Here is a 22,895-nt window from a genome sequence, read left to right on the forward strand (position 1 = left end):
CAAGCGCTGCGGGCGATGCGTGTGTGTTGTGCTGTAGCTGCTTGGCTGCCTGTGGCTTCGCGCGCACGCTCACTCCAAACCCCGCTCCGCGCCCCAGCCCGCGTTTGCGACGCGGGCGCTCCAAGGCACCCGCGCCAGTGGCGTGCGACCCGTGCCTTCTCGCCCCGTCGGGCGAGGGGCTTTATTTGATTCCCTCGCGCATCGCGTGAGTGTGGGTCGGGCGAGGGTGTGCCGCTGCTGCTGCGTTGTGAGTGGATAAGCGCCTCTGCGGAACTTGAGACTGTCCAGCGCTGCTCAGGTAATGCTCCAGTGCTGCTCAGGTACCGCTGCAGATGCAGCGCGACGTTCGACGCCGATGACCGGTCAGACTTGCGGTTGAGATGCAGGTATTGCTGTGCCGCCATGGCACGCGATCGGGCGTCTTGGATCGGGTGCTCCATACCCTCACCCCAACTCCTCTCGCGCGGGGAGAGGGGCTCGACCGTTCTTTCGCTGCGGGATTTCTGCGACTGCAGTGCCTGGCTGGTTCTTGTCACCGGCTCACGAGCTGCGCGGCTTAGCCGGCTGCGCGGGTTGCGGCTTGCAGGCGGGCGACCTGGCCTAGCAGGGCCAGGCGGGCGCGGGCGTACTCGGCGATCACCAGGGCGACCATCACCGAGGGGCGTTCGATGGTGCCGGTGCGGGCGGCCAGTTCGATCCGCCGTGCGGCGTTGGACACGGCCTGGGCGCCGACGTTGGCGCTGGACGATTTGAGCGTGTGGGCCAGGTCGCGCAGCTGCATGCTGTCGCGGTTTGCGGCCGCTGCTTCTAGCTGTTCGATGATGCCTGGGGCATCGTCCAGGAACAGCTGCAGGATGGTGATGGTGTCCGCGCCGGCCACTTCGTACAGCTCGTCGATCACGCTGCTGTCCAGGATCGGCAGCGCACGTGCCTGGGCGCCCGCGCTGGCGCTTTCCGGATCGGCCGGGGCTGCGCCGTTGGTCTGGCTGGGCAACACCGGTTGACGCGGCAGCCAGCGCTGCAGGCAGGCATCGAGTTGTTCGCGGGCGACCGGCTTGGAAAGGTAATCGTCCATACCGGCGGCCAGGCAGCGTTCGCGGTCGCCAGCCATGGCGTTGGCCGTCATCGCCACGATCGGGATCGGGCGGCCGCCGCTTTCGGTTTCCATCGCGCGCCAGCGGCGGGTTGCGGCGTAGCCGTCCAGCACCGGCATCTGGCAATCCATGAAGACCATGTCGTAGCGCGTGGATTCCATGCTGCTCAGCGCGGCCTCGCCGTCGGTGGCGGTATCGGCTTCGAAGCCCAGCACCCCCAGCAGCTTCTGCGCGACCAGCAGGTTCACCGGGTTGTCCTCGACCAGCAGGATGCGCACTTCGCGCGCGTTGGCCATCGGTGGCGGCAGCGGCTCGGGGATCATCGACGCGGACAGCGCATGCACGGGCTTGGCGTCCTGCGGCAGCACCAGCGTCCGCAGGATCTCGTCCGGGCTCTGACGCGGTACCAGGGTGGCGTTGTCCTGCAGTTCGACCGGCACCGGCTCGTCGCCGTAGAGCCAGATCAGCTTCGAGCCGCTGATGTCTTCCGGGCGAGCCAGTGCGCGATGGACGGCGCGCGCGCTGTAGCGCAGCGTGTCGTGGTCGGCGATGACGCAGCGGAAGCCCTCTCCATCGCTGTGGCGGCGCACGCGTTCCAGCGCTTCCTGGGTGGTTTCCATCAGCACGTGCGACACGCCCCAGCCGTCGAGCAGGCGCTTGAGCCGTTGCGTCAGGCGTGCGTCGGAGCTGATCACCATGACGCGTGCCGCATCGGCGCCGGTGCTCTGCTGCAGGTCGCCGATCACCTTGAGCAGCGGGATCTCGAACCAGAACGTGGCACCGCGGCCGGGTTCGGATTCCACGCCGATGCGCCCGCCCATCAGGTCGATGATGCGCTTGCAGATCGCCAGGCCCAGCCCGGTGCCGCCGTACAGGCGGGTGGTGGAGGCGTCGGCCTGGGCGAAGGAGCGGAACAGGCGGGCCTGCTGATCCGGTGCGATGCCGATGCCGGTGTCGCGCACCTGGAAACGCAGCAGGTGCTGGGCGCGGGTTTCGCCGAGGCGACGCAGCTGGATATCGATGCTGCCACGCTCGGTGAACTTGATCGCATTGCCGATCAGGTTGCCCAGCACCTGACGCAGGCGGATCGGGTCGCCGCGCACCAGCAGGCGCACCGAGGGTTCGATGTCCAGGCCCAGGCGCAGCTGGCGGCTTTCGGCGGTGCGTTGCAGCAGCTGCACCACACCGTCGAGCAACTCGCGCAGGTTGAAGGTGGTGATCTCCAGTTCGAGCTTGTTCGCTTCGAGCTTGGAGTAATCGAGGATGTCGTCGACGATGCGCAGCAGCTGCAGCGAGCTGCCGGTGGCGGTCTGCAGCATGTCGCGCTGATCCAGGCTGAGCTGGCCGCTGGAGATGAGCTCCAGCATCGGAATGATGCCGTTGAGCGGGGTGCGGATCTCGTGGCTCATGGTGGCCAGAAACTCACCCTTGGCCAGCGTCGCGGCTTCGGCCGCTTGTTTGGCGCGCAGCAGTTCCTGTTCGAGTTCGCCGTGGCGTTGCAGTTCCTGTTGCAGGCGCTCGCGGGCCAGCTCCGCCTCGTCCAGGCGCTGCGACAAGCGCTGCTGGGCGCGGGCGCTGCGCTGGGCGGCGACGGCTGCGCACAGGGCAAACACCACGGCCAGCGCAGCAGCGATGGCGGTGAGCGCGCGCCACGGCCCCTGGATGTCGCTCCACTGCAGGCCTGCGCCCACCGCTGCGGTGAGTGCGGTCACCGTGGCCAAAGCGCTCCAGGCGCGAAGGCCTCCCGCCTGCGCCGTCATTTAGAGCACCGCGTTCGTGAAGTCGAAATCCAGTTCCTTGCCGACGGTCTGCACCAGGTTGCCCTGAATGAAATCCACGCCGCTCATCCACATCGCAGCGGCCGCCTGCGGGTCTTCGATGCGCTGGCCGATGATCAACAGGCCGCGCTGATGGGCGATGTCGATCACGCCGCGCAGCTCGTCGCGCACTGCGGCATTGCCATGCGCATCGGCAAAGCGGTTGGCCATACGCACGAAACTCAGCGGCAACTGGCTCAGCAGCGCGTTTGCTTCATCGCCGGGTTCGAACTGGCTCAGGCAAAACTGCACGCCGGCCGGCATGAGCTTGGCGCAGAACTGCTGCACGGTGACCGCGTGGATCAGGGCATCGTCCAGACGCAGGTCCACGATCAGCGATTGCCCGGCCACGCCGCGTTCGACCAGTGCCTTGAGCAGCCAGTCGGCGAAGGCATCACGGGCCAGCGTGCGCGGCGATTGCGAGACGAACAGGCGCAGCGGCGGGTTGGCGTGCTGATACAGATGCAGCAAGCCAAGCGCGTGATCCATGACCTGCTGATCCAGGTCGGCGATGCGTCCGGCCGCTTCGGCGGCAGGGATCACCTGGCCGGCCGACAGCAGCGTGCCGTCGGCCTGACGCAGCCGCAGCAGCACCTGGTACTGCGCGGTGTCGCCGCCAGCCACCGCCACGATCGGCTGATAGGCCAGTTCGAGTTGGCCTTCGACCAGGCGCAGTTGCTCCTGCTGCTCGGCCTGGCTGGGCGCCAGATAGGCCTGCACACCGTCGCTGCGCAGGCGTGCCTGCAACGCGGTGCGCTCGACCGCTTCCAGCGCGCTGCCGGTGTCGTCAAAGCCCAGGCCCAGCGGAGCCACGCCGATGGCGCAGCGCACATGTACCGATTCTTCTTCGCGCACCGGGAAGGCGTTGGCGGAAAGACGCTCGCGGATATCCAGCGCGCGTTGTTCCAGGCTGGCTTCGTCCATTTCCACGGCCAGCAGCAGAAAGCTGTTGTCGTTCAGACGCGCCAGCGGATATGGCTGGGCGGCAGTGGCCAGGCGATGCCCGGCCTGGGTCATCAGGCGCTCGTAGGCGGCGTAGCCGTAGCGTTCGCGCAGGCCGAGTGCGCTGGCGATCTCGATGAAGAACAGCCCACCGGGCTGCTTGCGCTCCAGTGCATTGGCGAGCAGCTCCATCACGTGGCCGCGCGTGGGCAGGCCGGTTTCCGGGTTGCTGCGCACGCTGACCTGCTCGCCGGCCAGCTGCAGCGCCTGTTGGCGCGCGCGGCGGATACGGTTGGACACCGCGGCGATCAGATGGCGCGGGCGGATCGGCTTGGTGAGGAAATCATCGGCACCGCTGTCGAGCACTTCGAACTGACGTTCCGGGTCCGGGTCGCCAGTGAGGAACACGATCGGCAGCAGCTGCTGCCCCGGCTGTTGGCGGATCAAGGTGGTCAGGCGGATGCCGTCCAGCTCGGGCATGTGCAGATCCATCAGGATCAGATCCGGGTGATAGTCCTGGATCGCCTGCGGAACGCTGGCGGCGGTCATTTCGACCTGCGCGTGCATGCCGGCGCCATGCAGCACGCTCTGTGCGAACAACGCCTGCGAGCGGTCGTCTTCGACGATCAGAACGCGATACGGCGCATCGGCCGCCACGTTGTCGCCACCGTCGTTGTTGACTGCGGACGCGGCGGAGGACGGCGGCAACGCCGGCGCAACGCGCGTTGCGCCGGCGTTGGACACGGCACGCGCCGGTGCAATGGGTGTCGCATGGCTGGGAACGTTGGCGGCGGCGGGCGCGGGAATGATCGCCGCACTCACCGGCGCGCTGTCGTCGGCCGCGCTGGCAGCCTCGTCGGCCCAGCGACGCCAATAGTCGGCCGGCGGCGTCTCGGCGCGCAGCGGGCGATTACGCGTGGCGGTGTCGTCACGGGTGGTGAAAGGAACCGGATCTCGGGCGGCCATCGATACTCCCTGCAGTCGCGATGATTATGCGATGAACTTCACGATAGCGGGGAGCGGCGTGCAGCCGGCGTGCTTGAAGCGCGCATCGGCGCGACCAGCCGGCGCATGCCACGCCACAGCAATCGCCACACCCACCACACCATCAGCGCGACCAGCACGCTGGACCCCACTGCCAGACTCAATGCCAACCAGGGGTGCGCCAAGGCCAGCGCCAGTGCAGTGGTGGCGATGGTGTCTTCGGCCAGCGACGCGACCCAGTTGCTGGCCGGCTCCGGCGAGGTGTTGAGCAGTGCGCGGGTGCCGGCCTTGAGCGTGTGGCTGGTCAACGCCACGCCAGCGCCGGCCGCCAACGCGCCCGCGCCCAGGTCGCCGTCCGGCGACAGCGTGGCGGCGGCCAGAAACGCACCGGCCGGCACCCGCGCCAGGGTCTGCAGCAGATCCCAGCCCGAATCCACACCGGGAATCTTGTCGGCGAAGAATTCGGCCACCGCCAGCGCGCCGGACGTGCTCAGCACCCACAGCGATTGCGCCGGATGCAAGGCCGGCGGCAGCTCGATCCAGCCGAGCAGGCCGGCCAGGCCGACGCCGAACACGGTGAGGTAGACGCGGATGCCAGCCAGCCAGGCCAGCAGGATGCCGATCACGAACAGATGGGCTTCGCTCATGGCGTTGCTTCCTGCGAACAATGCGGAACTATCGGATAACCGCCGGCCCAGCGCCAGCGCGACGGCCGTCGAGGCTCTGGCACACTACGCCGCCGCCCACACCGCCGGCCCGTCCGGACCCGATGCCCATGAGACCAGCCGCACGCGTTCAGATCGTCCAACGTGACTCCGGTGGTGGCCCTTCCAGCGGCCGCTGGCTGTGGATCGTGGTCGTCCTGCTCTGGCTGGCATCGCTGGGCGGTGTGTGGTGGATGGCCAGCCGCACCGCCGCGCCGCGCCTGGTCGAGGCCGAGGCGGCCTTGCAGCAGGCCCAGCGCAGCCAGGCCCAGCAGCGCCGGCTGATCGAGCAATTACAGCAGCGCCAGGTCAATCTGGCGATGTCCGACAAGATCAGCCGCGTCGCCAATACCGAAGTGCAGGCCTCGCTGGCCGAGCGCGACGAGCAGATCGCCGCGCTGCGTGCCGATGTGGCCTTCTACGAGCGGCTGGTGGGCTCCACCGCGCAGCGCAAGGGGCTCAATGCGCACTCGGTGCAGTTCACCGCCGAGGCCGGCGGAACCTGGAATTACAGCGTGGTGCTGACCCAGAACCTCAACCGTGGCGCGATCAGCCAGGGCCAGCTGCGCTTTGCGGTGGAAGGCGTGCGCGCCGGCAAGCTGGTGACGGTGAGCTGGAACGAGCTGCACCAGAAGCCCGATGCTGCCGCCCAGCCGTATTCGTTCCGCTATTTCCAGCAGTTGGACGGTAGCGTGATCCTGCCGAAGGATTTCACCCCGCAACGTGTCAAAATCTCCCTCAGCGGCGATGGGGCGCCGGTCAACCAGACATTCGATTGGAAAGTCGCCGGCAATGGCGCGGGGGAGTAGCTCATGTTCGGAAACAAGTCCAACCGTGGTGCGCAGACCGTGGTCGATACCTTGATCGGACCGCAGGTGGTGATCCGCGGCGACCTGACCTTCAGCGGTGGCCTGTATGTGGAAGGCCGCATCCTGGGCAAAGTGATTGCCGAAGACGGCGCCAGCGCCATCCTGACCGTGGCCGAGCAGGGAAGTATCGAGGGCGAAGTGCGTGCGCCGGTGGTGATCATCAACGGTCAGCTGACCGGCGACGTGCATGCGGCCGAGCGGGTCGAACTGGCCGCCAATGCCCGAGTGCAGGGCAACGTGCACTACCAGGTGGTGGAAATGAGCGCCGGTGCGCAGCTCACCGGGCGGTTGATCCATGCCGCCACGGCGGGCGCGACCGCCGCGCTGCCGGCTCCGGAAGGCAGCCGCACCGAGCCGGTCAAGGCGCTGCAGGCCGAAACCGCCGAGGCCTGAGCGGGCACGCGGCTGAAGCGCGAGCCTGTCGCTGGCACAACCGGCTTGAAGTGGGGCCGCCTGGCCCCCATGCTGACGCCATGAGTACGCTCGTTTCGCTTCCTACTGCCGCCCCGGCCCCGGACTATCAGTCCATCGACCGGCCGCTGAATTTTTCCGGAGCTGCCGCCGCCAAGGTGCGCGAGCTGATCCAGGAAGAGGGCAACGCCGAGTTGGCGTTGCGCGTGTATATCCAGGGAGGCGGGTGTTCCGGCTTCCAGTACGGTTTCGAGTTCGACGAGAACCGTGCCGAAGACGATCTGGCCGTGGCCACCGATGGCGTGACGCTGTTGGTCGATCCACTGAGCCTGCAATACCTGATGGGCGCCGAGGTGGATTACACCGAGAGCCTGACCGGTGCGCAGTTCGTGATCCGCAACCCCAATGCCAAGACCACCTGCGGGTGCGGTAGCAGCTTCAGCGTCTGAGGCTGTTCGGCGGGCTGCGGTCTGACGCGGTCGTGATCGGTTGACGGCGCGCGTATGCGCCGCCAATGGCGCTGTCGCACTTGGCTGACGCGTCCTGATCGAGCGCAGCGGGCAAGCCCTGTTGCGATGATCGATACAGATGGCGCAAAACGCGTTTCGGCAGGTCCGCGTTGCGGAGGCATGGCGTCTGCAGCGACGAACCGGTTGTAATCATCAGCGACCTGTCACGAGTGCGCGCGCATTGCATGCGCCTACGCTGCGGCGATCGTCATGCACTGCCGGTTGCGGGTGTCGCCAATTATCGGCAGGCTTGCGCCGATGTCCGAGTCTACTTTTCCGTTGTCCGGTTTCGCCTTCACCCACGCGCCGCTCGATCGTGGCGATGCGTTGCGTGACGATCCCGCTGCGTTGGCGCAACTGTGGCCGCAAGGCAACGTGCTGCTGATCGATGCCAAGGGCACCGCGCTGGCCGATGCGCAGGGGCAGCCGTTGCTGCTGCAGGGCTCGGCGCTTGCTGATAGCCCGGAGGCGGCGATCTTCCTGGGCGTGCGCGATGGCCAAGGCTGGTTCTGCCTGTCGGCCGACCCGCTCGACGTCAAGGCGCCGCAGCGTGTGGACCTGCGCCAGGCGGCGGCCGAGTGGCCGGCGGAGATCGCCACCGCGGTGTCGTATGCGCGGGCCATGCTGCACTGGCAATCGCGCACGCGCTTTTGCGGCGTGTGCGGCGGGGCGATCGTGTTCCGCCGCGCCGGCTTCATCGCGCATTGCACGCAGTGCCAGACCGAGCACTACCCGCGCGTGGACCCGGCGATCATTGTCGCGGTCAGCGACGGGCAGCGGTTGCTGTTGGGCCGCCAGGCCAGCTGGGCGCCGCGGCGTTATTCGGTGATCGCTGGATTTGTGGAGCCGGGCGAGTCGCTGGAACAGACGGTGGCGCGCGAGGTGCACGAAGAGACCCGGGTGCGGATCCAGCACTGCAGCTATGTCGGCGCGCAACCGTGGCCATTCCCGGGTGCGCTGATGCTGGGCTTTACTGCGCATGCGGCGGCGAGCGAAGTGCCGCAGGTGACCGGTGAGCTGGAAGACGCGCGTTGGGTAAGTCATGCCGAGGTCGGCGCTGCGCTGGCCGGGCAAGGCGGCGAGGACGGGATTGGGCTGCCGCCTGCTATTTCGATTGCGCGCGCGCTGATCGAGCAGTGGTATCGCACGCATGGCTGAGGGCATCGCTTGCGCATGCACGCGGCGTGCGGCAAGCGCATGCGCGCCCTTGCCCGGTGCGCACGGTACCGGCGCGCGAAACGCGTTACGGGGCGGTTGTGCCCGCTCGGCTAGACTCGGCTGAGGAGGGACACCCATGTTCACCACCCTGGTTGCCGTCGTCGTCGCACTCACGCTGGGCCATCTGGTCCCGGCGCAGGTGGTCAGGCTGCGGCGTTTTGAATGGTTTGGTCATTGGCTGCGCCGGCTGGACAGTTATGCCGCCGGGCGTGGCGCCTGGCAGGGCCGCTATGGGGTGCTGCTGGCGCTGTTGCCGGCCCTGGTGGTGGTGCTCGTGCTGCAGTGGCTGCTGGACGATGTCTGGCACGGGTTCCTGTCGCTGCTGTTCGGCGTGGCGGTGCTGGCCTGGACCTGGGGGCCGCGCGATCTGGATCGCGATGTCGAGGCGGTGATCGATGCCGACGAACCCGGGGCGCGGCGCGATGCGATCTCGCAGTTGCAGGCCGCCGGCGGCAGCGTGCACGAGGATGCGCCGTCGCTGGTCGAGGCTGTGGTGGTCAATGGCCTGCGGCGCTGGTTTGCGGTGCTGTGGTGGTTTCTGTTGCTGGGGCCTTTCGGCGCGGTGCTGTATCGCCTGACCGCGCTGGCGGTGGAAAGCCCGCTGGCGGTGCTGCTGCCGCCGCGCAATCTTGCCGGCGCGCGATGGCTGCTGGCGGTGCTGGAATGGCCGGTAGCGCAGCTGATCACGGTGTCGATGGCATTGGTCGGCAACTTCGACACGGTGTTCCGCGCGTGGCGGCAAGCGCATGGCAACCGCTGGTCGTTGGAACCGCATTTTCTCGGTGCCGTTGCGCGTGCCAGTGTCAGTGCCGAGCTGCGCGAAGAAGCGCACGACTACACCGATTCGGGCCTGGTGCCGGTCTGGCGCCGGCTGCCGGAAGTGCGCGATGCAATGAGCCTGGTGTGGCGCGTGCTGCTGCTGTGGATGGTGGTGCTGGCGTTGTTGGTGATTGCGGGTTGGGTGCGGTGATCTTGTGCAATGCGGATGTTCGGGCTCGCCTCTAAGGCGCAAGTTTGCGTAGTAATGACATCTTGTCGAATGTGGCTTTGTCGCTTGACGTCTAATTTCATCAGCCGAACTGTGGTCACGCGGCGGCTAGTTGCTAGTTACTGAGGCTAGCTACTTATAGATTTTTTGAGGTGAGTTTGGCTTGAGCGATCATTAAGCCTCATTGCTTCTTTTTGAAAGCAGCAACGATAAGCATGGATGCGGATCCCAATGTGCAAAACATTCCGCAAGTCAGCAAAGACGGTGGCAGATTCGCCACGCCGGATAGAGTGTCAGTGAGGGAATAGAGAAATCTGATTAAAGGCCAGAACAACACCAGGTCCATCATTAGAATTCCGACGCATCCAAAGACGACTCCCATGCTCCTGCTTTTGCTCGGAGGGTCATTTGCCATTCTGACGGCAAGAGAATTCACGGCTCCGGTTACGAAGAAGAACAGGACGATAATTCCTATTCCAATCACTTTGAATTCAATGCCGACCTCGAAGTCCATGCTGGCCTTGTAAGTTCCGGATATGAGCTAGGTGAAATCGTTGGATCTCTTGCGCTACGGAATATCTGGTTTTTCCTAACCCGGCGCCAGCAGCGTAAACGGGTACCACGGCAGATTTCGCGCAATCCAGTACGTGGGGAGTGCCCATAACCAGAATTTCGGTTCGGACATCACGCTCACCACCGGTGCGAACCAGCGGGCGCGCCAGCCGGCTTTCCAGGCGATCAGGCCGGGCAGGGTGAACAGGCCGAGCACGGCGGCAGGATTCATGGCGAAGGCGCCAGGAAGATCGAAATGCACCAGCGCATACAACGCGCGGGTCATGCCGCAACCGGGGCAGTAGCAGCCGGTGACGGTGCGAAAAATGCAGGGCGGGAACGGGCTGTTGCTCGCGTTCGGGTCGAAGCGATAGAGCAGCGATACGCCAAAGGCGGCCACGCTGGTGGCCGCCCCCAGTCCAAGCCAATGGCGTGGACGCAGTTCCATTACTGCATGTGCTGCAGCTGCTGCATGTAATCCGAGTACCCCTGCATGCCGCCGGTGGCGACCATGCCGATGTTGACCAGCAGGCCGATCGCGGCCAGCACGCTGGTCACGATGCACCAGGTCTTGGCGGTGTTGGAGGCGCGACGCGCGCCGTCGATGTCGCCCTGGTTGAGCAGGCCGTTGACCTTGCTGGAGAACACGATCGCCACGATGCCGGTGATCAGGGACGGGCAGCACAGGCAGAAGCCGAGCACGGTGGAGACGATCGCCCAGATCAGGTGATTGGGCACCGGGCCGGGCGCTGCGCTGGACGAGGGATGGATCGGCGGTGGGATGGCACTCATGGTGAAGCTCCTTGGGTGGTAAACGACAACAAACGGATCGGGTGCGTGGGGAGAGTGATGACGGTCGCAGCGCGACGGATGGCAACGTGCGTCGTGCCCGCAGGGCCGCGGTGCAGCGCTGCAACCGCAGGTCGCCGACAGGCGCGACGGCTGCCGGTTGCGGCAGATGCCTCAGACACGATGTTGCGCACGACGACTTCCCCCGGTACGACCTGCCGCGTCCGCTTGGCGAACGCGGCGACAAAGCGTGCAGTGGCGCACAGGCTACTCGCGGTGCGCGACGGACGCAAAGCCCGCGCCGGTGCGGCTCACGGTTGGTCCTGGCGCAGTGCCCGGACCTGCTGTTCGAGCAACGCGGCGCTGGCCTGGTCGCCGGCAACGGCGGGGCCTGCAGCCACTTCAATCTGCGCACGCATCCGGCGCGGCACGCGCATGCGGCCCAGACGCGTATCGCGGCGGCTCCACATGCTCGACCACATGCCACGCAGCGCCATCGGAATCACCGGCACCTTGCGGCGCTCCAGGATCTTTTCGACACCGGACTTGAACGCGGCAATCTCACCGTCCTTGGTCAACGCACCTTCCGGAAAGATGCACACCAGCTCGCCATCGGCCAGCGCGGCGTCGATGCGGTCGAACGCCTGCTGCATCAGCGCAGGATCTTCGCGCGCGCCAGCGATCGGGATGGCCTTGGCGGTGCGGAAGATCCAGCGCATCACCGGGATGCGAAAGATCTTGTAGTACATGACAAAGCGTACCGGGCGCGGAATCACCGCCGACAGAATCAGCGCGTCCATGTAGCTGACGTGGTTGCACACCAGCAAGGCGGCGCCGTTGTCGGGCACATGGGTGTCGATGTCGCGTGTGCGCAGCCGGTACAACACGCTCACCAGCACCCAGCTGAGAAAGCGCATCAGGAACTCGGGCACCAGGGTGAAGATCCACAGCGCCACCAGGGTATTGGCAATCGCCAGCGCCAGAAACACCTGCGGAATGCTCAACCCGGGCATCGGGATGCGATGGCCGAACAGCACCACCTGCGGCAGCTGCAGCGCAATGCCGATGACGGCGGCGGCCACGATGAAGAGCGAATTCTGGATGTTGAGCCCGGCGATCACGCGCGAGAGTTCGGCCTTGGGCGTGCGGCTCTGGATCAGCGCGAACAACGGCACTACGAACAGACCGGTGAACAGGCCGATGCCGACCAGATCGATGATCAAGCGCACGCTGCCGGCCTGCTGCACGAACTGGCCGATCGACAGATCGCTCACCGGCGCGGCACCAGGGCGGGCGAAATACAGGTCCAGCAGGAACGCGCTGATGCCGAACGCACCCAGCGGCACCAGGCCGATTTCCACCGTGCGCCCGGACAGCCGTTCGCACAGCAGCGAGCCCACGCCGGTGCCGATCGAAAACAGCGCCAGCGCAAACACGTACAGGTCTTGCTGGCCACCGAGATTGAGCTGCGCGTAGGTGGGCAACTGCGCGGTGAGCACGGTGCCGACGAACCAGAACCACGACACGCCCAGCACCGAGTTGCGCACGGCCGGCGTGCGCCGGGTCAGGCGCATGATGGCGCGCGATTCGGGGATGGGGTTCCAGTTGATCTTCAGCTCCGGCGCGCCGGCATCGACCTTGGGCACCAGCCGTGCCACCAGGTTGCCGGTGACGGCGATGGCGATCACCGCGGTGGCTGCGGCGACCGGGCCATGGCTGCCGGCGATCTGGAAGATCAGCCCGCCGAAGATCATGCCGCACAGGATCGAGATCGAGGTGCCCATCTCGACCAGACCATTACCGCCGGTGAGTTCCTCGGGTTTGAGCACAGAGGGCAGGATCGAATACTTCACCGGCCCAAACAGCGTGGATTGCAGGCCGGTGCAGAACAGCGCGATCAGCAGGATCACCATGTTCTCGGTGATGAAGCCCACCGCAGCCAGCGACATGATGGCGATCTCCATCGTGGTGGTGATCACGATGAGCTTCTGCTTCTCCATTTTTTCGGCGATCTGGCCGGCCAGCGCGGAGAACAGGAAGTACGGCAGGATGAACAGCGCCGGCGCCAGATTGGTGTAGAGCGTGCGCTGCGCCGCATCGATGCCGAGATAAAACAGCAAGCCGATGATGGCCTGGCGATAGACGTTGTCGTTGAACGCGCCCAGCGCCTGGACAGCGAAGAACGGCAAGAAGCGGCGCTGCCTGAGCAGGGCGAACTGACTGTGACCGGACATGCAGTTTCCTTTGCGAACGCGCGCAGCCTAGCAGGCTTCCACGGTGCTGGTGGAGGGCCTGTGCGCTTAGCGCGACCGGCCAGGCGATGGCGCGCGCGGCGCCGCTTGGGCACGCAGCAGCGCCACGAACGCGCGTGCGGCCGGGGTGGGGTCCGGCCGCCACACTGCGTAGGTCAAAAAGCGGAAGCGCTCCTTGAGCGCGACAGTCACCACCTCGCGCATGGCGTTGGCCATGGTGTGCGGCACGATGCCCACGCCCAGGTCGGCGGCGACCAGTTCGCGCATCAGGTCGGCGTGAGTCACCTCGTATTGCTGGCGCTGCCGCAGCCCGGCCTGCTCGAAGGCCGCATCGATGATGCCGCGCACCCCGGCACCGGGGATCAGCCCGGCCATCGGTTCGTCCTCCAGCTCGGCCAGGGCCACCCGCTTGCGCGCGGCAAAGCGATGGCCGGGGGCGACGATCAAGGCGAGCGGTTCTTCGTGCAGGAGCAGGCGCTGCTCCGGTACCGCGACCTGCGGGCCGACGCCGACCAAGGCCACATCCAGCCGGCCTTCGCCCAGATCGTGCAGCAAGGCCTCGCTCATGGCGGTACGAAGGTGCACGTCTACCCGCGCATGTGCGGTGCGGAACTGGCGCAGCAGCTGCGGCACCTGCACCGTACTCAGCGAGGAGATCTGCCCCAGTGTGAGCCGGCCACGCACGGTGCCCAATGCCTGTGCCATTTCTTCGTGCAGGCGTTCGGCCGCGCGCAGGGTTTCGCGCGCGTTGTGCAGAAAGACTTCGCCGGCCGACGTGGGGCGTACCCGGCGGGTGCCGCGCTCGAACAGCCGCGCACCAAGCGTCTCTTCGATCTTGGCCACCTGATGGCTGAGCGCCGATTGCACCGTGTTGCAGCGGCGTGCGGCCGCGGTGAAGCCGCCTTCGTCAGCCACGGCCACGGCAAATTCCAGCTGGCGCAGGGTGAGCATGCGATCTCGAAACGCGATGGTGACGGTGAAAACAATACATTGGAAAGATGCATCGCCGCTGCCCACACTGCCGCCATTCCTTCCACAGGCCTCTGCCATGACCGTCGACCCCGCCGCCCATCCGCCATTGCCGCGCCGCCTGGTGCTGTTGATGGCCGCCGCTACCGGGCTGGCAGTGGCGAGCAATTACTACGCCCAGCCGCTGCTGGAAACGCTGGCGCAGACCTTCGGCATCCAGGTGCGCAGCGCCGGGGCGGTGGTGACCGCAGCGCAGCTGGCGTATGCGGCCGGGCTGCTGTTGCTGGTGCCATTGGGCGACCGGCTGGAGCGGCGCAGCCTGATCGTGGGCCTGTTCGTGCTCAGCGCACTGGGCCTGCTGATCAGTGCCAGCTCGCACAGCTTTGCGATGTTGCTGGTCGGCACGATTGTCACCGGCGCCAGTTCGGTGGCGGCGCAGATCCTGGTGCCGTTCGCCGCCACGCTGGCGGCGCCGCACGAGCGGGGGCGGGTGATCGGCACGGTGATGAGCGGCTTGCTGCTGGGCATCCTGCTGGCGCGCACCGCTGCCGGGCTGCTGGCCGGCGTGGGCGGCTGGCACACGGTGTACTGGATTGCCGCCGGCCTGCTGCTGATCACCGCCGCGCTGCTATGGCGCGGGCTGCCGCGGCATCCGGGCAATGCGCAGTTGTCGTATCCGCAGTTGGTGGGATCGGTGTTGACGCTGCTGCGCGACGATGCGGTGCTGCGCGCGCGCGCGGTGCTGGGTGGGTTGATCTTTGCCGGCTTCAGCATGTTCTGGACCACGCTGGCGTTTCTGTTGTCCGGTCCGACGTATGGCTATGGCACCGCGGTGATCGGGTTGTTTGGCTTGATCGGTGCGGCCGGTGCGTTGGCAGCCAATCGTTCCGGGCATTGGTCCGACCACGGCCATGGCGATCGCGTGAGTTGGGGTGGGCTGGTGATGTTGCTGGTGTCGTGGGGGCTGCTGGCGTTTGCGCCGCACTCGATGGCGTTGCTGATCGTGGGCGTGCTGCTGCTGGATATCGCCGTACAGGGCGTGCACATCGCCAATCAGAGCGTGATCTATCAGCGCAATCCGGATGCGCGCAACCGCATCACCTCTGCCTACATCACCTGCTACTTCATCGGCGGCGCGCTGGGGTCGACCTTGAGCACCGCGGCGTACGCGCAGGCCGGCTGGAGCGGTGTGGTGATCGGCGGTGCGCTGCTGGCCGTGGCGGCGTTGGGCTGGGTGGGCTGGAGTGTGTCGCGCAACACCTGGAAGTAGCAGCGGCTAACACAGCGACTGCGCTTACCGTCAGGCGGGCGTCGCCGGTGCTCGGTGCGGTAGGTACCATCCGTGCATTCCGGTTCTGCGTGCGCCGTCCGCACGCACCTCAAGGCGGCTCGCTACGGTGTGTTAGCCGCTCCACGTGCTGCCGCTACGTAGTGACGCGTCCTTGCACGCTTCACGGATGCGAGCATCTGAAAAGCTTGGCTTTTGCGGTGTAGCGCGCAAGTGTTGCGCCAACGCCGCCGGGCTGTGCGGCGTAGTCGATACCGGCCGCACCCGCACTGTCGTTAAACGCCGCTAGTGTTTGCTCACCGCCAGACGCGCCGCACTCTCGGCTGGCGCATCGGTCACCGCCACCGCAGCAGCGCGCAGCTTGGGCAGCAGGCGCAAGGTGAGTGCGAGTTGGTCGCGCACCAGACGCTGCTTGGGCGGCAACTGCACGGCGTGCTGTTCCAGCGCATCGGCCATGGCCAGTTCTTCGGTTTCGTCATGCGCCGGCAGTGGGTGGCGTTGGCTCAATGCGGTAGCGATGTCGCCAAGGGCACGCTGCAGATAGTCGCCGGCCCGGGCGATGGTAGGGTCGTGTTCGCCATCGAGTGCGGCGCGGTGCGCGCCTAGCGCCGACAGGTAGCCCAGCAAGGTATTGGACAGTGCGAGGAAGCGGAAACCCGCATCCAGATTGCGTCGAAAGCGGCCCGGCTCGCGCAGCATGTTGGACAGCGCCACCGACAACGCCGCATCGGCGTTGTGCATGTCGCGGCGTGCGATGCGGTAGGGCAGATCGTCGCGCATGCCGCTCGCGTATTGCTCCAGCACCTGGGTGAGATAGCGCGCGCAGCTGGCCAGCACCGTGGCCATCACCTGGTTGAGCCGGCGGCCCTGCCAGTCGGGCAGGATCAGGAACGAGGCGGCCGCGGCGATGGCGCAGCCGATCACGGTGTCGATCAGCCGCGGCCAGATCAACACGAAACCATCGCCGAGCAGGTTGAAGCAGAACAGCGCCATGACCGTGATGCCGGCGGTGGCAAGCATGTAGCGATCGGTGCGCGCAATGAAGAACACCAGCGCCGCGACCAGGGCCAGCAGTAGCTGTACTTCGGTGCCGGGAAACAGCTGCATCAGTGCCCAGGTGGCGACCAGGCCGATCAAGGTGCCGGCGATACGCTGCACCAGCCGCAGGCGTGTGGCACCGTAATTGGGCCGGCACACGAACGCGGTGGTGAGCAGGATCCAGTAGCCGTTGTCGGCATGGATGGATTGCATCACCGCGTAGCCGGCGACCAGCGCGATGGCCATGCGCAGGCCATGCCGGAACAGCACCGAGCCGGGCGTGAGTTGCTGGCCGAGCCGCGCGGCCATTTCGCGCAAGGTGTGCGGCGAGGAATCGCGCAGGCGGGTGTCGAGGTTGTCGCTGGTGGAATCGGATTGCGCCGCTTCGGAGAGCTTGCGTTCGATGGTCTGCAGATTGGTGACCAGCAGTTCCAGCGCGCCGAGCAGGCGCGCCAGTGCGGGGTCGGCGCGCGCATGCAGATAATCCAGCGACTGGCGCAGGTCTTCGGTGGCCAGACGGCTGTTGTCGCCATAGTCGAACGGCTGCCGCAGCCGGATCGCCTCGCCCAACGCGGTGCAGGCCTTGCCCTGCAGTGCGAGCAGCCGCTGGCAGCGGTACAGCACATCGCTGTGGAAGAACGCATCGGTCAGCGCTTCGTAGGGATAGTGCGACGAACTGGCGCGTTCGTGGAATTCCTGCGCCATGTAATACAGGCGGAAATACAGGCCCGATTGCACGCCCGGCCGCCCCGAGCGCCCGAAGCGGCTGATGATCGCGGTCTTGGCGGCATTGAGTGCGCCGACGACCTTGGCGTTCTGTTCGGCCAGCGCCAACCGGCGCGCATGCAGGTCGCTTTGCCGCACCGGTTCGAACAGGTCGGCCTTGCGCTTGAGATAGAGGCCCAGCTCGAAGAACAGCCGCGACAGCCGCTCGCGCACCGGGCGATTGGCGAACAGGATGGTCCACAGGATCGACAGCACGCCGTACCAGGTGGCGCCGATCAACAGCAACGCCGCGCCATGCCAGGCCACCAGCGGATCGTGGCTGCCGTGCTGGTCCATGCCGATCATGGCGTAGATCGACAACGCCACCGTGGCCTGCGCGATGGAGGCGTAGCGCTCGCCCAGTGCGCCCAGCAAGGTCAGCGAGAAAGTGGCCACCGCCATGCCGATCACGAACGCCAGCGGGTACGGGAACAGCAGCGTCACTGCCGCCGCCGCTGCGGCAAAGCACAGCAACGACAGCAGCACCGATTTGATGCGGCCCAACCAGTTGTCGTCGGTTTCGGCGATGGCGCTGGCGATGGTGCCCAGAAACAGCGCCGGGACTGCGGTGAGTTGCTGCCAGTGCCAGCACACGCCCATGGCCACCGCCAGCGCGATGAACACACGTAGGCCGTAACTGGCCTTTTCATGGGCCCACAGGCGGCTGAGGCGGGATTCGAAGGAAGTGGTGGCCACGGTCTCTGATGGGCAAGCGTGCCCGGGCATTATTGCCGCAGGCACGCGCCACCGGTGTGGAGAGCGGCTAGTTCTTTGTCAGTAGCCGGCATGTGTGCGGACTGGAGCGGAGTGCGCGATTGCGCCGCCGCCCCGCTGCACGGCCGTCTACCGCGCTTGGCGACCTTGCAACCTGTGGTTGCGAATTTGAAACCCGCCTTGTGGCGACCACCAGCGAGCTGTTGCTCTGTTCGGCCGACAACCAGCGGATGTCCGTGCTTGCCCCCATCCGCCCTTCGGGCACCTTCCCCCGCCGGCGGGGGAAGGGCGCGGCTTAGCAACTAACAAAACTATTGCGCTCCCCGCCAGGCGGGCGCGGCCGGTGCTCGGTGCGGCATGTACCACTCGTACACTGCTGTTCCTCCGCGCCGCCCACGCCCACCTGACCACTGCTCGCTACGTTTTGTGAGCCGCTCTTAGCCCTGCGCCTCGTGCTCGCGGGCGATCGCACGCCAGCCGATATCGCTGCGCTGGAAGGCGTTGGGCCAGTGGATCGGCTGCAGGCCGTCGTAGGCGGTGCGCTGTGCGTCCTGCACGCTGTCGCCCAATGCGGCAACGCACAGCACGCGGCCACCGGCGCTGATCACCTCGCCTGCGGCATTCAATGCAGTGCCGGCATGGAAGACCTTGGCGCTGGCCGGTACCTGGTCCAGGCCGGTGATGACCTCGCCGGTGACCGGGGTTTCCGGATAGGGCTTGGCGGCGATCACCACGCCCAGCGAGGGGCGCGGGTCCCACTGCGCCTGCGCGGTGGCGAGTTCGCCATCGATGGCCGCTTCGAGCAGATCCACCAGATCCGACTGCAGCCGCAGCATCACCGGTTGGGTTTCCGGGTCGCCGAAGCGCACGTTGAATTCGATCACCTTGGGCGCGCCGTGCGCATCGATCATCAGCCCGGCATACAAGAATCCGGTAAACGGCACGCCGTCGGCGATCATGCCCTGCACGGTCGGCTCGACCACTTCGCGCATCACCCGCGCATGTACCTCGGGCGTGACCACCGGGGCCGGCGAGTACGCGCCCATGCCGCCGGTGTTGGGGCCGGTGTCGCCATCGCCGACGCGCTTGTGGTCCTGGCTGGTAGCCATCGGCAAGGCGTGGGTGCCATCGACCATGGAGATGAAGCTGGCTTCTTCGCCATCGAGGAATTCTTCGATCACCACCCGCGCGCCGGCATCGCCGAACGCATTGCCCGAGAGCATGTCGCGCACCGCGTCTTCGGCCTCGCTCAGCGTCATTGCCACGATCACGCCCTTGCCGGCGGCCAGACCATCGGCCTTGACCACGATGGGCGCGCCTTTCTCGCGCACGTAGGCGAGTGCGGCGTCCACTTCGGTATGCACGGCGTAGTACGCAGTGGGGATGCCATGACGGGCCAGAAAATCCTTGGCGAAGGCCTTGCTGCCTTCCAGCTGCGCGGCCTTGGCGGTGGGCCCGAAGATGCGCAGGCCTGCGGCGTGGAAGCGGTCGACCACGCCGAGCACCAACGGCACTTCCGGGCCGACCACGGTGAGCGCGACGGCTTCGAGCTGTGCCAGTGCGAGCAGGCCATCGAGGTCGTCGACCTTGATCGCGACATTGCGGCACTTGGCCTCGGTGGCGGTGCCGGCATTGCCTGGCGCCACGAGCACCTCGCTCACGCGCGCGGATTGCGCGATCTTCCAGGCCAGGGCGTGTTCGCGGCCGCCGGAGCCGATGACAAGGATTTTCAAGAGAGCTGCTCGCTAGGACGGGGGAAAGGGCGCGCTACTTGCAGCCTTCGCGCTGCAGAGCGTTGGGGAAGGGGTAGGTCCAGGTCTTGGGGTCGAGTGCGAACACATGCCTGGTGTCCAACGTCTGCCCGCAATCGCTGCCGTGTTCGTGGATGCGCAGCGGCCAGATGCGTGCCTGTGCGTTGCTGCTGTCCACGTCCAGGGTGAAGTCCACATCGAACGCTTCGGCCATGCATTGCGCCTGGGTTTGATCCGGCTCGCGGGCCTGGTCGTCGCAGTCCAGCCCGCCGCTATTGTCGATATGCGCGCGCAGCGAACCGGCGCCGACCAGCCCCTTGGGGCCGGGCACGACCAGATCCTGCGATTCCAGCATCAGGCCCTGACCCATCCAGAAACTGTGCACGATGAAACCGTAAAAATCGCTGCCCAGCCGTAGTACGTCCACGCTGCCAGGATTGCCATCGCTGCCAAAGGTGTCGGACAGTTTTTCGGCCACCACCTTGAACGTGTCGCCGTCGCTGCGCAGCACGAAAAAGTCGATCAGACCGGGATTGCCGTGGCCGCCATCGCTGAGGCTGTGGCACACCGCCAGCAGCTGCTGCACCTGCTCGCCGACCACCACCGGCTGCTCGGCGCAGACCTGGCTGTCGGCCTTGAAGCCATCCGCCTCGCCGCTCCATTGCGCGGCCAGACCGGCCTTGGCGCCATAGCGCGTGCGCAAAAAACCGTCCAGGCGCTCGGTGCGGCTCAGTTGCGTGGTGGCGGCCGCAGCAGGGGTGGGCGCTGCTGCGGCGGCGGGCGCTGCTGCAGGCGCGGGATCCTGCTTGCATCCACCGAGCAAGCCGGCAGCAGCCACCAGGGCGGCGAGGGAGCGCAATCGGTACATGGACCTGTCCTTGTCGTTCGGCTCAGTGCCGGAAATGGCGCACACCGGTGAACACCATGGCGATGCCGTGTTCGTCGGCGGCAGCGATCACTTCGCCATCGCGCATCGATCCGCCCGGCTGGATCACCGCCTTGATGCCGGCAGCAGCAGCAGCGTCGATGCCGTCGCGGAACGGGAAGAACGCATCCGATGCCATCACCGAGCCGGCCACTTCCAGCTTGGCTTCTTCGGCCTTGAGCGCGGCGATCTTGGCGCTGACCACGCGGCTCATCTGCCCGGCGCCCACACCAATGGTGCGGCTGTCCTTGGCATAGACAATCGCGTTGGATTTGACGTACTTGGCCACGCGCCAGGCGAACAGCAGATCGCCCAGTTCTGCATCGCTGGGCGCGCGCTGGGTGACCACGCTCAATTCGCCCAGCGACATGCCGCGGTTGTCGGCCGACTGCATCAGCAGGCCAGAGCCAATCCGCTTGGTGTCGTAGTTGTTGAGGCCGGCGCCGTGCGGAATCTTGAGCACGCGCACGTTGGCTTTTTTGGTGGCGTATTCGAGCGCGCCGGCCTCGTAGTCGGGGGCGATCAGTACCTCGACGAACTGGCGATCCAAAATGGCCTTGGCGGTCGCCGCATCCAGGGTCTTGTTGAAGGCCAGGATGCCGCCGAACGCGCTGGTCGGGTCGGTAGCGTAGGCCAGCTCATAGGCATCGCCGCAGGCCACGCCCACGGCTACGCCGCAGGGGTTGGCGTGCTTGACGATCACGCAGGCCGGCACATCGAACTGACGCACGCATTCCCACGCCGCGTCGGCGTCGGCCAGGTTGTTGTAGCTCAGCTCCTTGCCCTGCAACTGCTGGAAGGTGGCCAAGGTGCCCGGCACCGGATACAGGTCGCGGTAGAACGCGCCGGATTGGTGCGGGTTCTCACCGTAGCGCAGGTCCATGACCTTGATGAAGTTGGAATTGATCTGCGCCGGGAACGGGCTGCGCGTGGGGATGTTTTCCGCACTGTCGGCCACTGCCGAGAGATAGTTGCTGATCGCCGCGTCGTATTGCGCCACACGGTTGAACGCAGCCACCGACAGCGCAAAGCGCTTGGCGGCCGACAGCTGGCCGTCGTTGGCTTCCAGCTCGGCAAGCAGGTCGGCGTATTGCGCCGGGTCGGTGGCCACCGCCACGCGGGCGAAATTCTTGGCTGCGCTGCGCAGCATCGCCGGCCCGCCGATATCGATGTTTTCCACCGCGTCGGCCAGCGTGCAATCGGCCTTGGCGGTGACCGATTCGAACGGATACAGGTTGAGCACCAGCAGATCGATCGGCGCGATGCCGTGTTCGGCCATCACCGCCTCATCGATGCCGGCGCGGCCGAGCAGGCCGCCGTGCACCAGCGGATGCAGGGTCTTGACGCGGCCGTCCATCATTTCCGGGAAACCGGTCAGATCGGCAACGTCCTTGACCGGCAGGCCGGCGTCGCGGATCGCCTTGGCGGTGCCGCCGGTGGACAGCAGCTCGACCTTGCGCGCCACCAGCGCGCGGGCCAGGTCGATCAGGCCGGTCTTGTCGGAAACGGAGAGCAGGGCCCGGCGCACGGGCAGGAAATCGGAGGCCATGAGTGAGGGAACAGTCGTTGCGGGGCAGCCGATATTGTAGGCTGCGCCAGCGCTCGAATGGACTCAACCACTGGTATGGCCTCGATCTATGCTCTGAAAGGACGCTTCCAGGACCTGCTGCGGCCCATGGTCGGCGCGCTGTACCGCGGCGGCATCACCGCCAACCAGGTGACGCTCATCGCCGCAGCGGTGTCGGTGATGGTGGCCGCGGTGGTCTACCGCGCCGGCGCCAGCTGGCCGCTGCTGTATCTGTTGCTGCCGCTGTGGATGCTGCTGCGCATGGCGCTCAATGCAGTGGATGGCATGTTGGCGCGCGAGTTCGGCCAGCAGTCGCGCCTGGGCGCCTACCTCAACGAGCTGTGCGATGTGGTGGCCGATGCGGCGCTGTACTTGAGCCTGCTCGGCGTGCCGGGCGTGGGCGCGCACTGGCTGTGGATCTTTGCGCTGCTGGCGGCGCTGACCGAATACACCGGCGTGCTCGGGCTGATGGTCGGTGCCAGTCGCCGTTACGACGGGCCGATGGGCAAGAGCGACCGCGCCTTCGTGATCGGCGTGGTGGGGGTCGGCCTGGCCTGCGGGCTGCTGGGCGCGCGCGGCGTCACCTGGGTCGCCATTGCCTTAAGTGTTGCCTGCAGTGCCACGGTGTGGCGGCGGGTGCGCGCCGGGCTGGCCGAGGCAGCGGCGCGCTGATCGACATCGCGACGCGCCGTGCGCTGCCGCGTCTCATTGGCGCTGCACGGCTCTCAACTCTTTCTCACTGATTTCAG

Annotated in this window: 19 protein-coding genes and 2 other RNA genes; 9 read left to right on the plus strand and 12 right to left on the minus strand. The window is 66.6% G+C overall.

Going from position 1 to position 22,895, the window contains the following annotated elements; all coding sequences use genetic code 11:
- Window positions 1-556: 556 nt before the first annotated feature.
- From VC212_RS03495 to VC212_RS03505, 3 genes are read right to left on the minus strand one after another with little or no spacing between them, the layout of a single operon-like run.
- Window positions 557-2,815: an ATP-binding protein gene (locus VC212_RS03495; RefSeq protein WP_193552838.1), complete on the minus strand. Its 2,259-nt coding sequence runs from the start codon at window positions 2,813-2,815 to the stop codon at window positions 557-559.
- A 39-nt stretch (window positions 2,816-2,854) separates the two neighbouring features.
- Window positions 2,855-4,819, minus strand: a complete 1,965-nt coding sequence (locus VC212_RS03500) for an EAL domain-containing protein (protein WP_323514476.1) — start codon at window positions 4,817-4,819, stop codon at window positions 2,855-2,857.
- A 38-nt stretch (window positions 4,820-4,857) separates the two neighbouring features.
- On the minus strand, window positions 4,858-5,484 hold the full coding sequence (locus tag VC212_RS03505) for a DUF4126 domain-containing protein (RefSeq protein ID WP_323514475.1): 627 nt from the start codon (window positions 5,482-5,484) through the stop codon (window positions 4,858-4,860).
- 128 nt (window positions 5,485-5,612) lie between these two features.
- Between VC212_RS03505 and VC212_RS03510 the strand changes: the two genes are divergently transcribed.
- The 5 genes from VC212_RS03510 (at window position 5,613) to ampE (ending at window position 9,518) form a co-directional block, all read left to right on the plus strand.
- A complete protein-coding gene (locus tag VC212_RS03510) occupies window positions 5,613-6,350 on the plus strand; it encodes a DUF6776 family protein (RefSeq protein WP_055853215.1) in 738 nt (245 codons plus the stop codon).
- A gap of 3 nt (window positions 6,351-6,353) precedes the next feature.
- Window positions 6,354-6,803, plus strand: coding sequence for a polymer-forming cytoskeletal protein (locus VC212_RS03515; protein ID WP_055853213.1), 450 nt, complete (start codon window positions 6,354-6,356; stop codon window positions 6,801-6,803).
- A gap of 80 nt (window positions 6,804-6,883) precedes the next feature.
- The gene (gene erpA, locus VC212_RS03520; RefSeq protein ID WP_055853212.1) at window positions 6,884-7,270 is read left to right on the plus strand and encodes an iron-sulfur cluster insertion protein ErpA; all 387 of its coding nucleotides are present in this window, start codon (window positions 6,884-6,886) and stop codon (window positions 7,268-7,270) included.
- Between the two features lie 318 nt (window positions 7,271-7,588).
- A complete protein-coding gene (gene nudC, locus VC212_RS03525; protein ID WP_115526902.1) occupies window positions 7,589-8,488 on the plus strand; it encodes an NAD(+) diphosphatase in 900 nt (299 codons plus the stop codon).
- Window positions 8,489-8,624: 136 nt separating this feature from the next.
- Window positions 8,625-9,518 carry a regulatory signaling modulator protein AmpE gene (ampE, locus tag VC212_RS03530; protein WP_115561110.1) on the plus strand — a complete coding sequence of 298 codons (894 nt, stop codon included), beginning with the start codon at window positions 8,625-8,627 and terminating at the stop codon, window positions 9,516-9,518.
- A gap of 199 nt (window positions 9,519-9,717) precedes the next feature.
- Here ampE and VC212_RS03535 read toward each other — a convergent pair whose 3' ends face one another.
- From VC212_RS03535 to VC212_RS03555, 5 genes are all read right to left on the minus strand, one after another.
- Window positions 9,718-10,050 carry a hypothetical protein gene (locus VC212_RS03535; RefSeq protein WP_115561111.1) on the minus strand — a complete coding sequence of 111 codons (333 nt, stop codon included), beginning with the start codon at window positions 10,048-10,050 and terminating at the stop codon, window positions 9,718-9,720.
- Window positions 10,051-10,125: 75 nt separating this feature from the next.
- Window positions 10,126-10,536, minus strand: coding sequence for a DUF2752 domain-containing protein (locus VC212_RS03540; RefSeq protein ID WP_055853205.1), 411 nt, complete (start codon window positions 10,534-10,536; stop codon window positions 10,126-10,128).
- The gene (locus VC212_RS03545; RefSeq protein WP_115512730.1) at window positions 10,536-10,880 is read right to left on the minus strand and encodes a CD225/dispanin family protein; all 345 of its coding nucleotides are present in this window, start codon (window positions 10,878-10,880) and stop codon (window positions 10,536-10,538) included. The genes VC212_RS03540 and VC212_RS03545 overlap by 1 nt, the downstream gene beginning before the upstream one ends.
- A gap of 308 nt (window positions 10,881-11,188) precedes the next feature.
- Window positions 11,189-13,111, minus strand: coding sequence for an MFS transporter (locus VC212_RS03550; protein WP_323514474.1), 1,923 nt, complete (start codon window positions 13,109-13,111; stop codon window positions 11,189-11,191).
- Between the two features lie 66 nt (window positions 13,112-13,177).
- Window positions 13,178-14,080, minus strand: coding sequence for a LysR family transcriptional regulator (locus VC212_RS03555; RefSeq protein WP_323514473.1), 903 nt, complete (start codon window positions 14,078-14,080; stop codon window positions 13,178-13,180).
- Window positions 14,081-14,177: 97 nt separating this feature from the next.
- Between VC212_RS03555 and VC212_RS03560 the strand changes: the two genes are divergently transcribed.
- Together VC212_RS03560 and VC212_RS03565 are read left to right on the plus strand one after the other, a co-directional pair.
- Complete coding sequence (locus tag VC212_RS03560; RefSeq protein WP_323514472.1) at window positions 14,178-15,368, plus strand: MFS transporter; 1,191 nt, start codon at window positions 14,178-14,180, stop codon at window positions 15,366-15,368.
- Window positions 15,369-15,429: 61 nt separating this feature from the next.
- Window positions 15,430-15,506, plus strand: a non-coding RNA gene (locus VC212_RS03565) — sX9 sRNA.
- Between the two features lie 165 nt (window positions 15,507-15,671).
- Here VC212_RS03565 and yccS read toward each other — a convergent pair.
- Window positions 15,672-17,885 carry a YccS family putative transporter gene (yccS, locus tag VC212_RS03570; RefSeq protein WP_323514471.1) on the minus strand — a complete coding sequence of 738 codons (2,214 nt, stop codon included), beginning with the start codon at window positions 17,883-17,885 and terminating at the stop codon, window positions 15,672-15,674.
- A 375-nt stretch (window positions 17,886-18,260) separates the two neighbouring features.
- On the opposite strand from yccS, the gene VC212_RS03575 reads away from it, so the two are divergent.
- Window positions 18,261-18,336, plus strand: a non-coding RNA gene (locus tag VC212_RS03575) — sX9 sRNA.
- A 4-nt stretch (window positions 18,337-18,340) separates the two neighbouring features.
- Here the strand turns inward: VC212_RS03575 and purD are convergent.
- From purD to purH, 3 genes are read right to left on the minus strand one after another with little or no spacing between them, the layout of a single operon-like run.
- Complete coding sequence (purD, locus tag VC212_RS03580; protein WP_323514469.1) at window positions 18,341-19,636, minus strand: phosphoribosylamine--glycine ligase; 1,296 nt, start codon at window positions 19,634-19,636, stop codon at window positions 18,341-18,343.
- A gap of 34 nt (window positions 19,637-19,670) precedes the next feature.
- Window positions 19,671-20,522 carry a hypothetical protein gene (locus VC212_RS03585; RefSeq protein WP_311238996.1) on the minus strand — a complete coding sequence of 284 codons (852 nt, stop codon included), beginning with the start codon at window positions 20,520-20,522 and terminating at the stop codon, window positions 19,671-19,673.
- 22 nt (window positions 20,523-20,544) lie between these two features.
- Window positions 20,545-22,128, minus strand: a complete 1,584-nt coding sequence (gene purH / locus VC212_RS03590) for a bifunctional phosphoribosylaminoimidazolecarboxamide formyltransferase/IMP cyclohydrolase (protein ID WP_323514468.1) — start codon at window positions 22,126-22,128, stop codon at window positions 20,545-20,547.
- A 75-nt stretch (window positions 22,129-22,203) separates the two neighbouring features.
- On the opposite strand from purH, the gene VC212_RS03595 reads away from it, so the two are divergent.
- Window positions 22,204-22,818 (plus strand): CDP-alcohol phosphatidyltransferase family protein, encoded by a 615-nt coding sequence (locus tag VC212_RS03595; protein ID WP_323514573.1) that lies wholly within the window; start codon window positions 22,204-22,206, stop codon window positions 22,816-22,818.
- Window positions 22,819-22,895: the final 77 nt, after the last annotated feature.

This window comes from Xanthomonas sp. WHRI 8932A (genome assembly GCF_035012785.1).
In the GTDB taxonomy this organism is placed as follows: Bacteria; Pseudomonadota; Gammaproteobacteria; order Xanthomonadales; family Xanthomonadaceae; genus Xanthomonas.

Bases quoted from the DNA above. Each gene is read 5' to 3' on its own strand.
- ampE (WP_115561110.1), top strand. From the start codon at position 8,625: ATGTTCACCACCCTGGTTGCCGTCGTCGTCGCACTCACGCTGGGCCAT.
- VC212_RS03585 (WP_311238996.1), bottom strand. From the start codon at position 20,522: ATGTACCGATTGCGCTCCCTCGCCGCCCTGGTGGCTGCTGCCGGCTTG.
- VC212_RS03505 (WP_323514475.1), bottom strand. From the start codon at position 5,484: ATGAGCGAAGCCCATCTGTTCGTGATCGGCATCCTGCTGGCCTGGCTG.
- VC212_RS03545 (WP_115512730.1), bottom strand. From the start codon at position 10,880: ATGAGTGCCATCCCACCGCCGATCCATCCCTCGTCCAGCGCAGCGCCC.
- VC212_RS03510 (WP_055853215.1), top strand. From the start codon at position 5,613: ATGAGACCAGCCGCACGCGTTCAGATCGTCCAACGTGACTCCGGTGGT.
- VC212_RS03560 (WP_323514472.1), top strand. From the start codon at position 14,178: ATGACCGTCGACCCCGCCGCCCATCCGCCATTGCCGCGCCGCCTGGTG.
- VC212_RS03555 (WP_323514473.1), bottom strand. From the start codon at position 14,080: ATGCTCACCCTGCGCCAGCTGGAATTTGCCGTGGCCGTGGCTGACGAA.
- VC212_RS03535 (WP_115561111.1), bottom strand. From the start codon at position 10,050: ATGGACTTCGAGGTCGGCATTGAATTCAAAGTGATTGGAATAGGAATT.
- purH (WP_323514468.1), bottom strand. From the start codon at position 22,128: ATGGCCTCCGATTTCCTGCCCGTGCGCCGGGCCCTGCTCTCCGTTTCC.
- VC212_RS03540 (WP_055853205.1), bottom strand. From the start codon at position 10,536: ATGGAACTGCGTCCACGCCATTGGCTTGGACTGGGGGCGGCCACCAGC.
- VC212_RS03550 (WP_323514474.1), bottom strand. From the start codon at position 13,111: ATGTCCGGTCACAGTCAGTTCGCCCTGCTCAGGCAGCGCCGCTTCTTG.
- VC212_RS03500 (WP_323514476.1), bottom strand. From the start codon at position 4,819: ATGGCCGCCCGAGATCCGGTTCCTTTCACCACCCGTGACGACACCGCC.
- VC212_RS03595 (WP_323514573.1), top strand. From the start codon at position 22,204: ATGGCCTCGATCTATGCTCTGAAAGGACGCTTCCAGGACCTGCTGCGG.
- VC212_RS03515 (WP_055853213.1), top strand. From the start codon at position 6,354: ATGTTCGGAAACAAGTCCAACCGTGGTGCGCAGACCGTGGTCGATACC.
- erpA (WP_055853212.1), top strand. From the start codon at position 6,884: ATGAGTACGCTCGTTTCGCTTCCTACTGCCGCCCCGGCCCCGGACTAT.
- nudC (WP_115526902.1), top strand. From the start codon at position 7,589: ATGTCCGAGTCTACTTTTCCGTTGTCCGGTTTCGCCTTCACCCACGCG.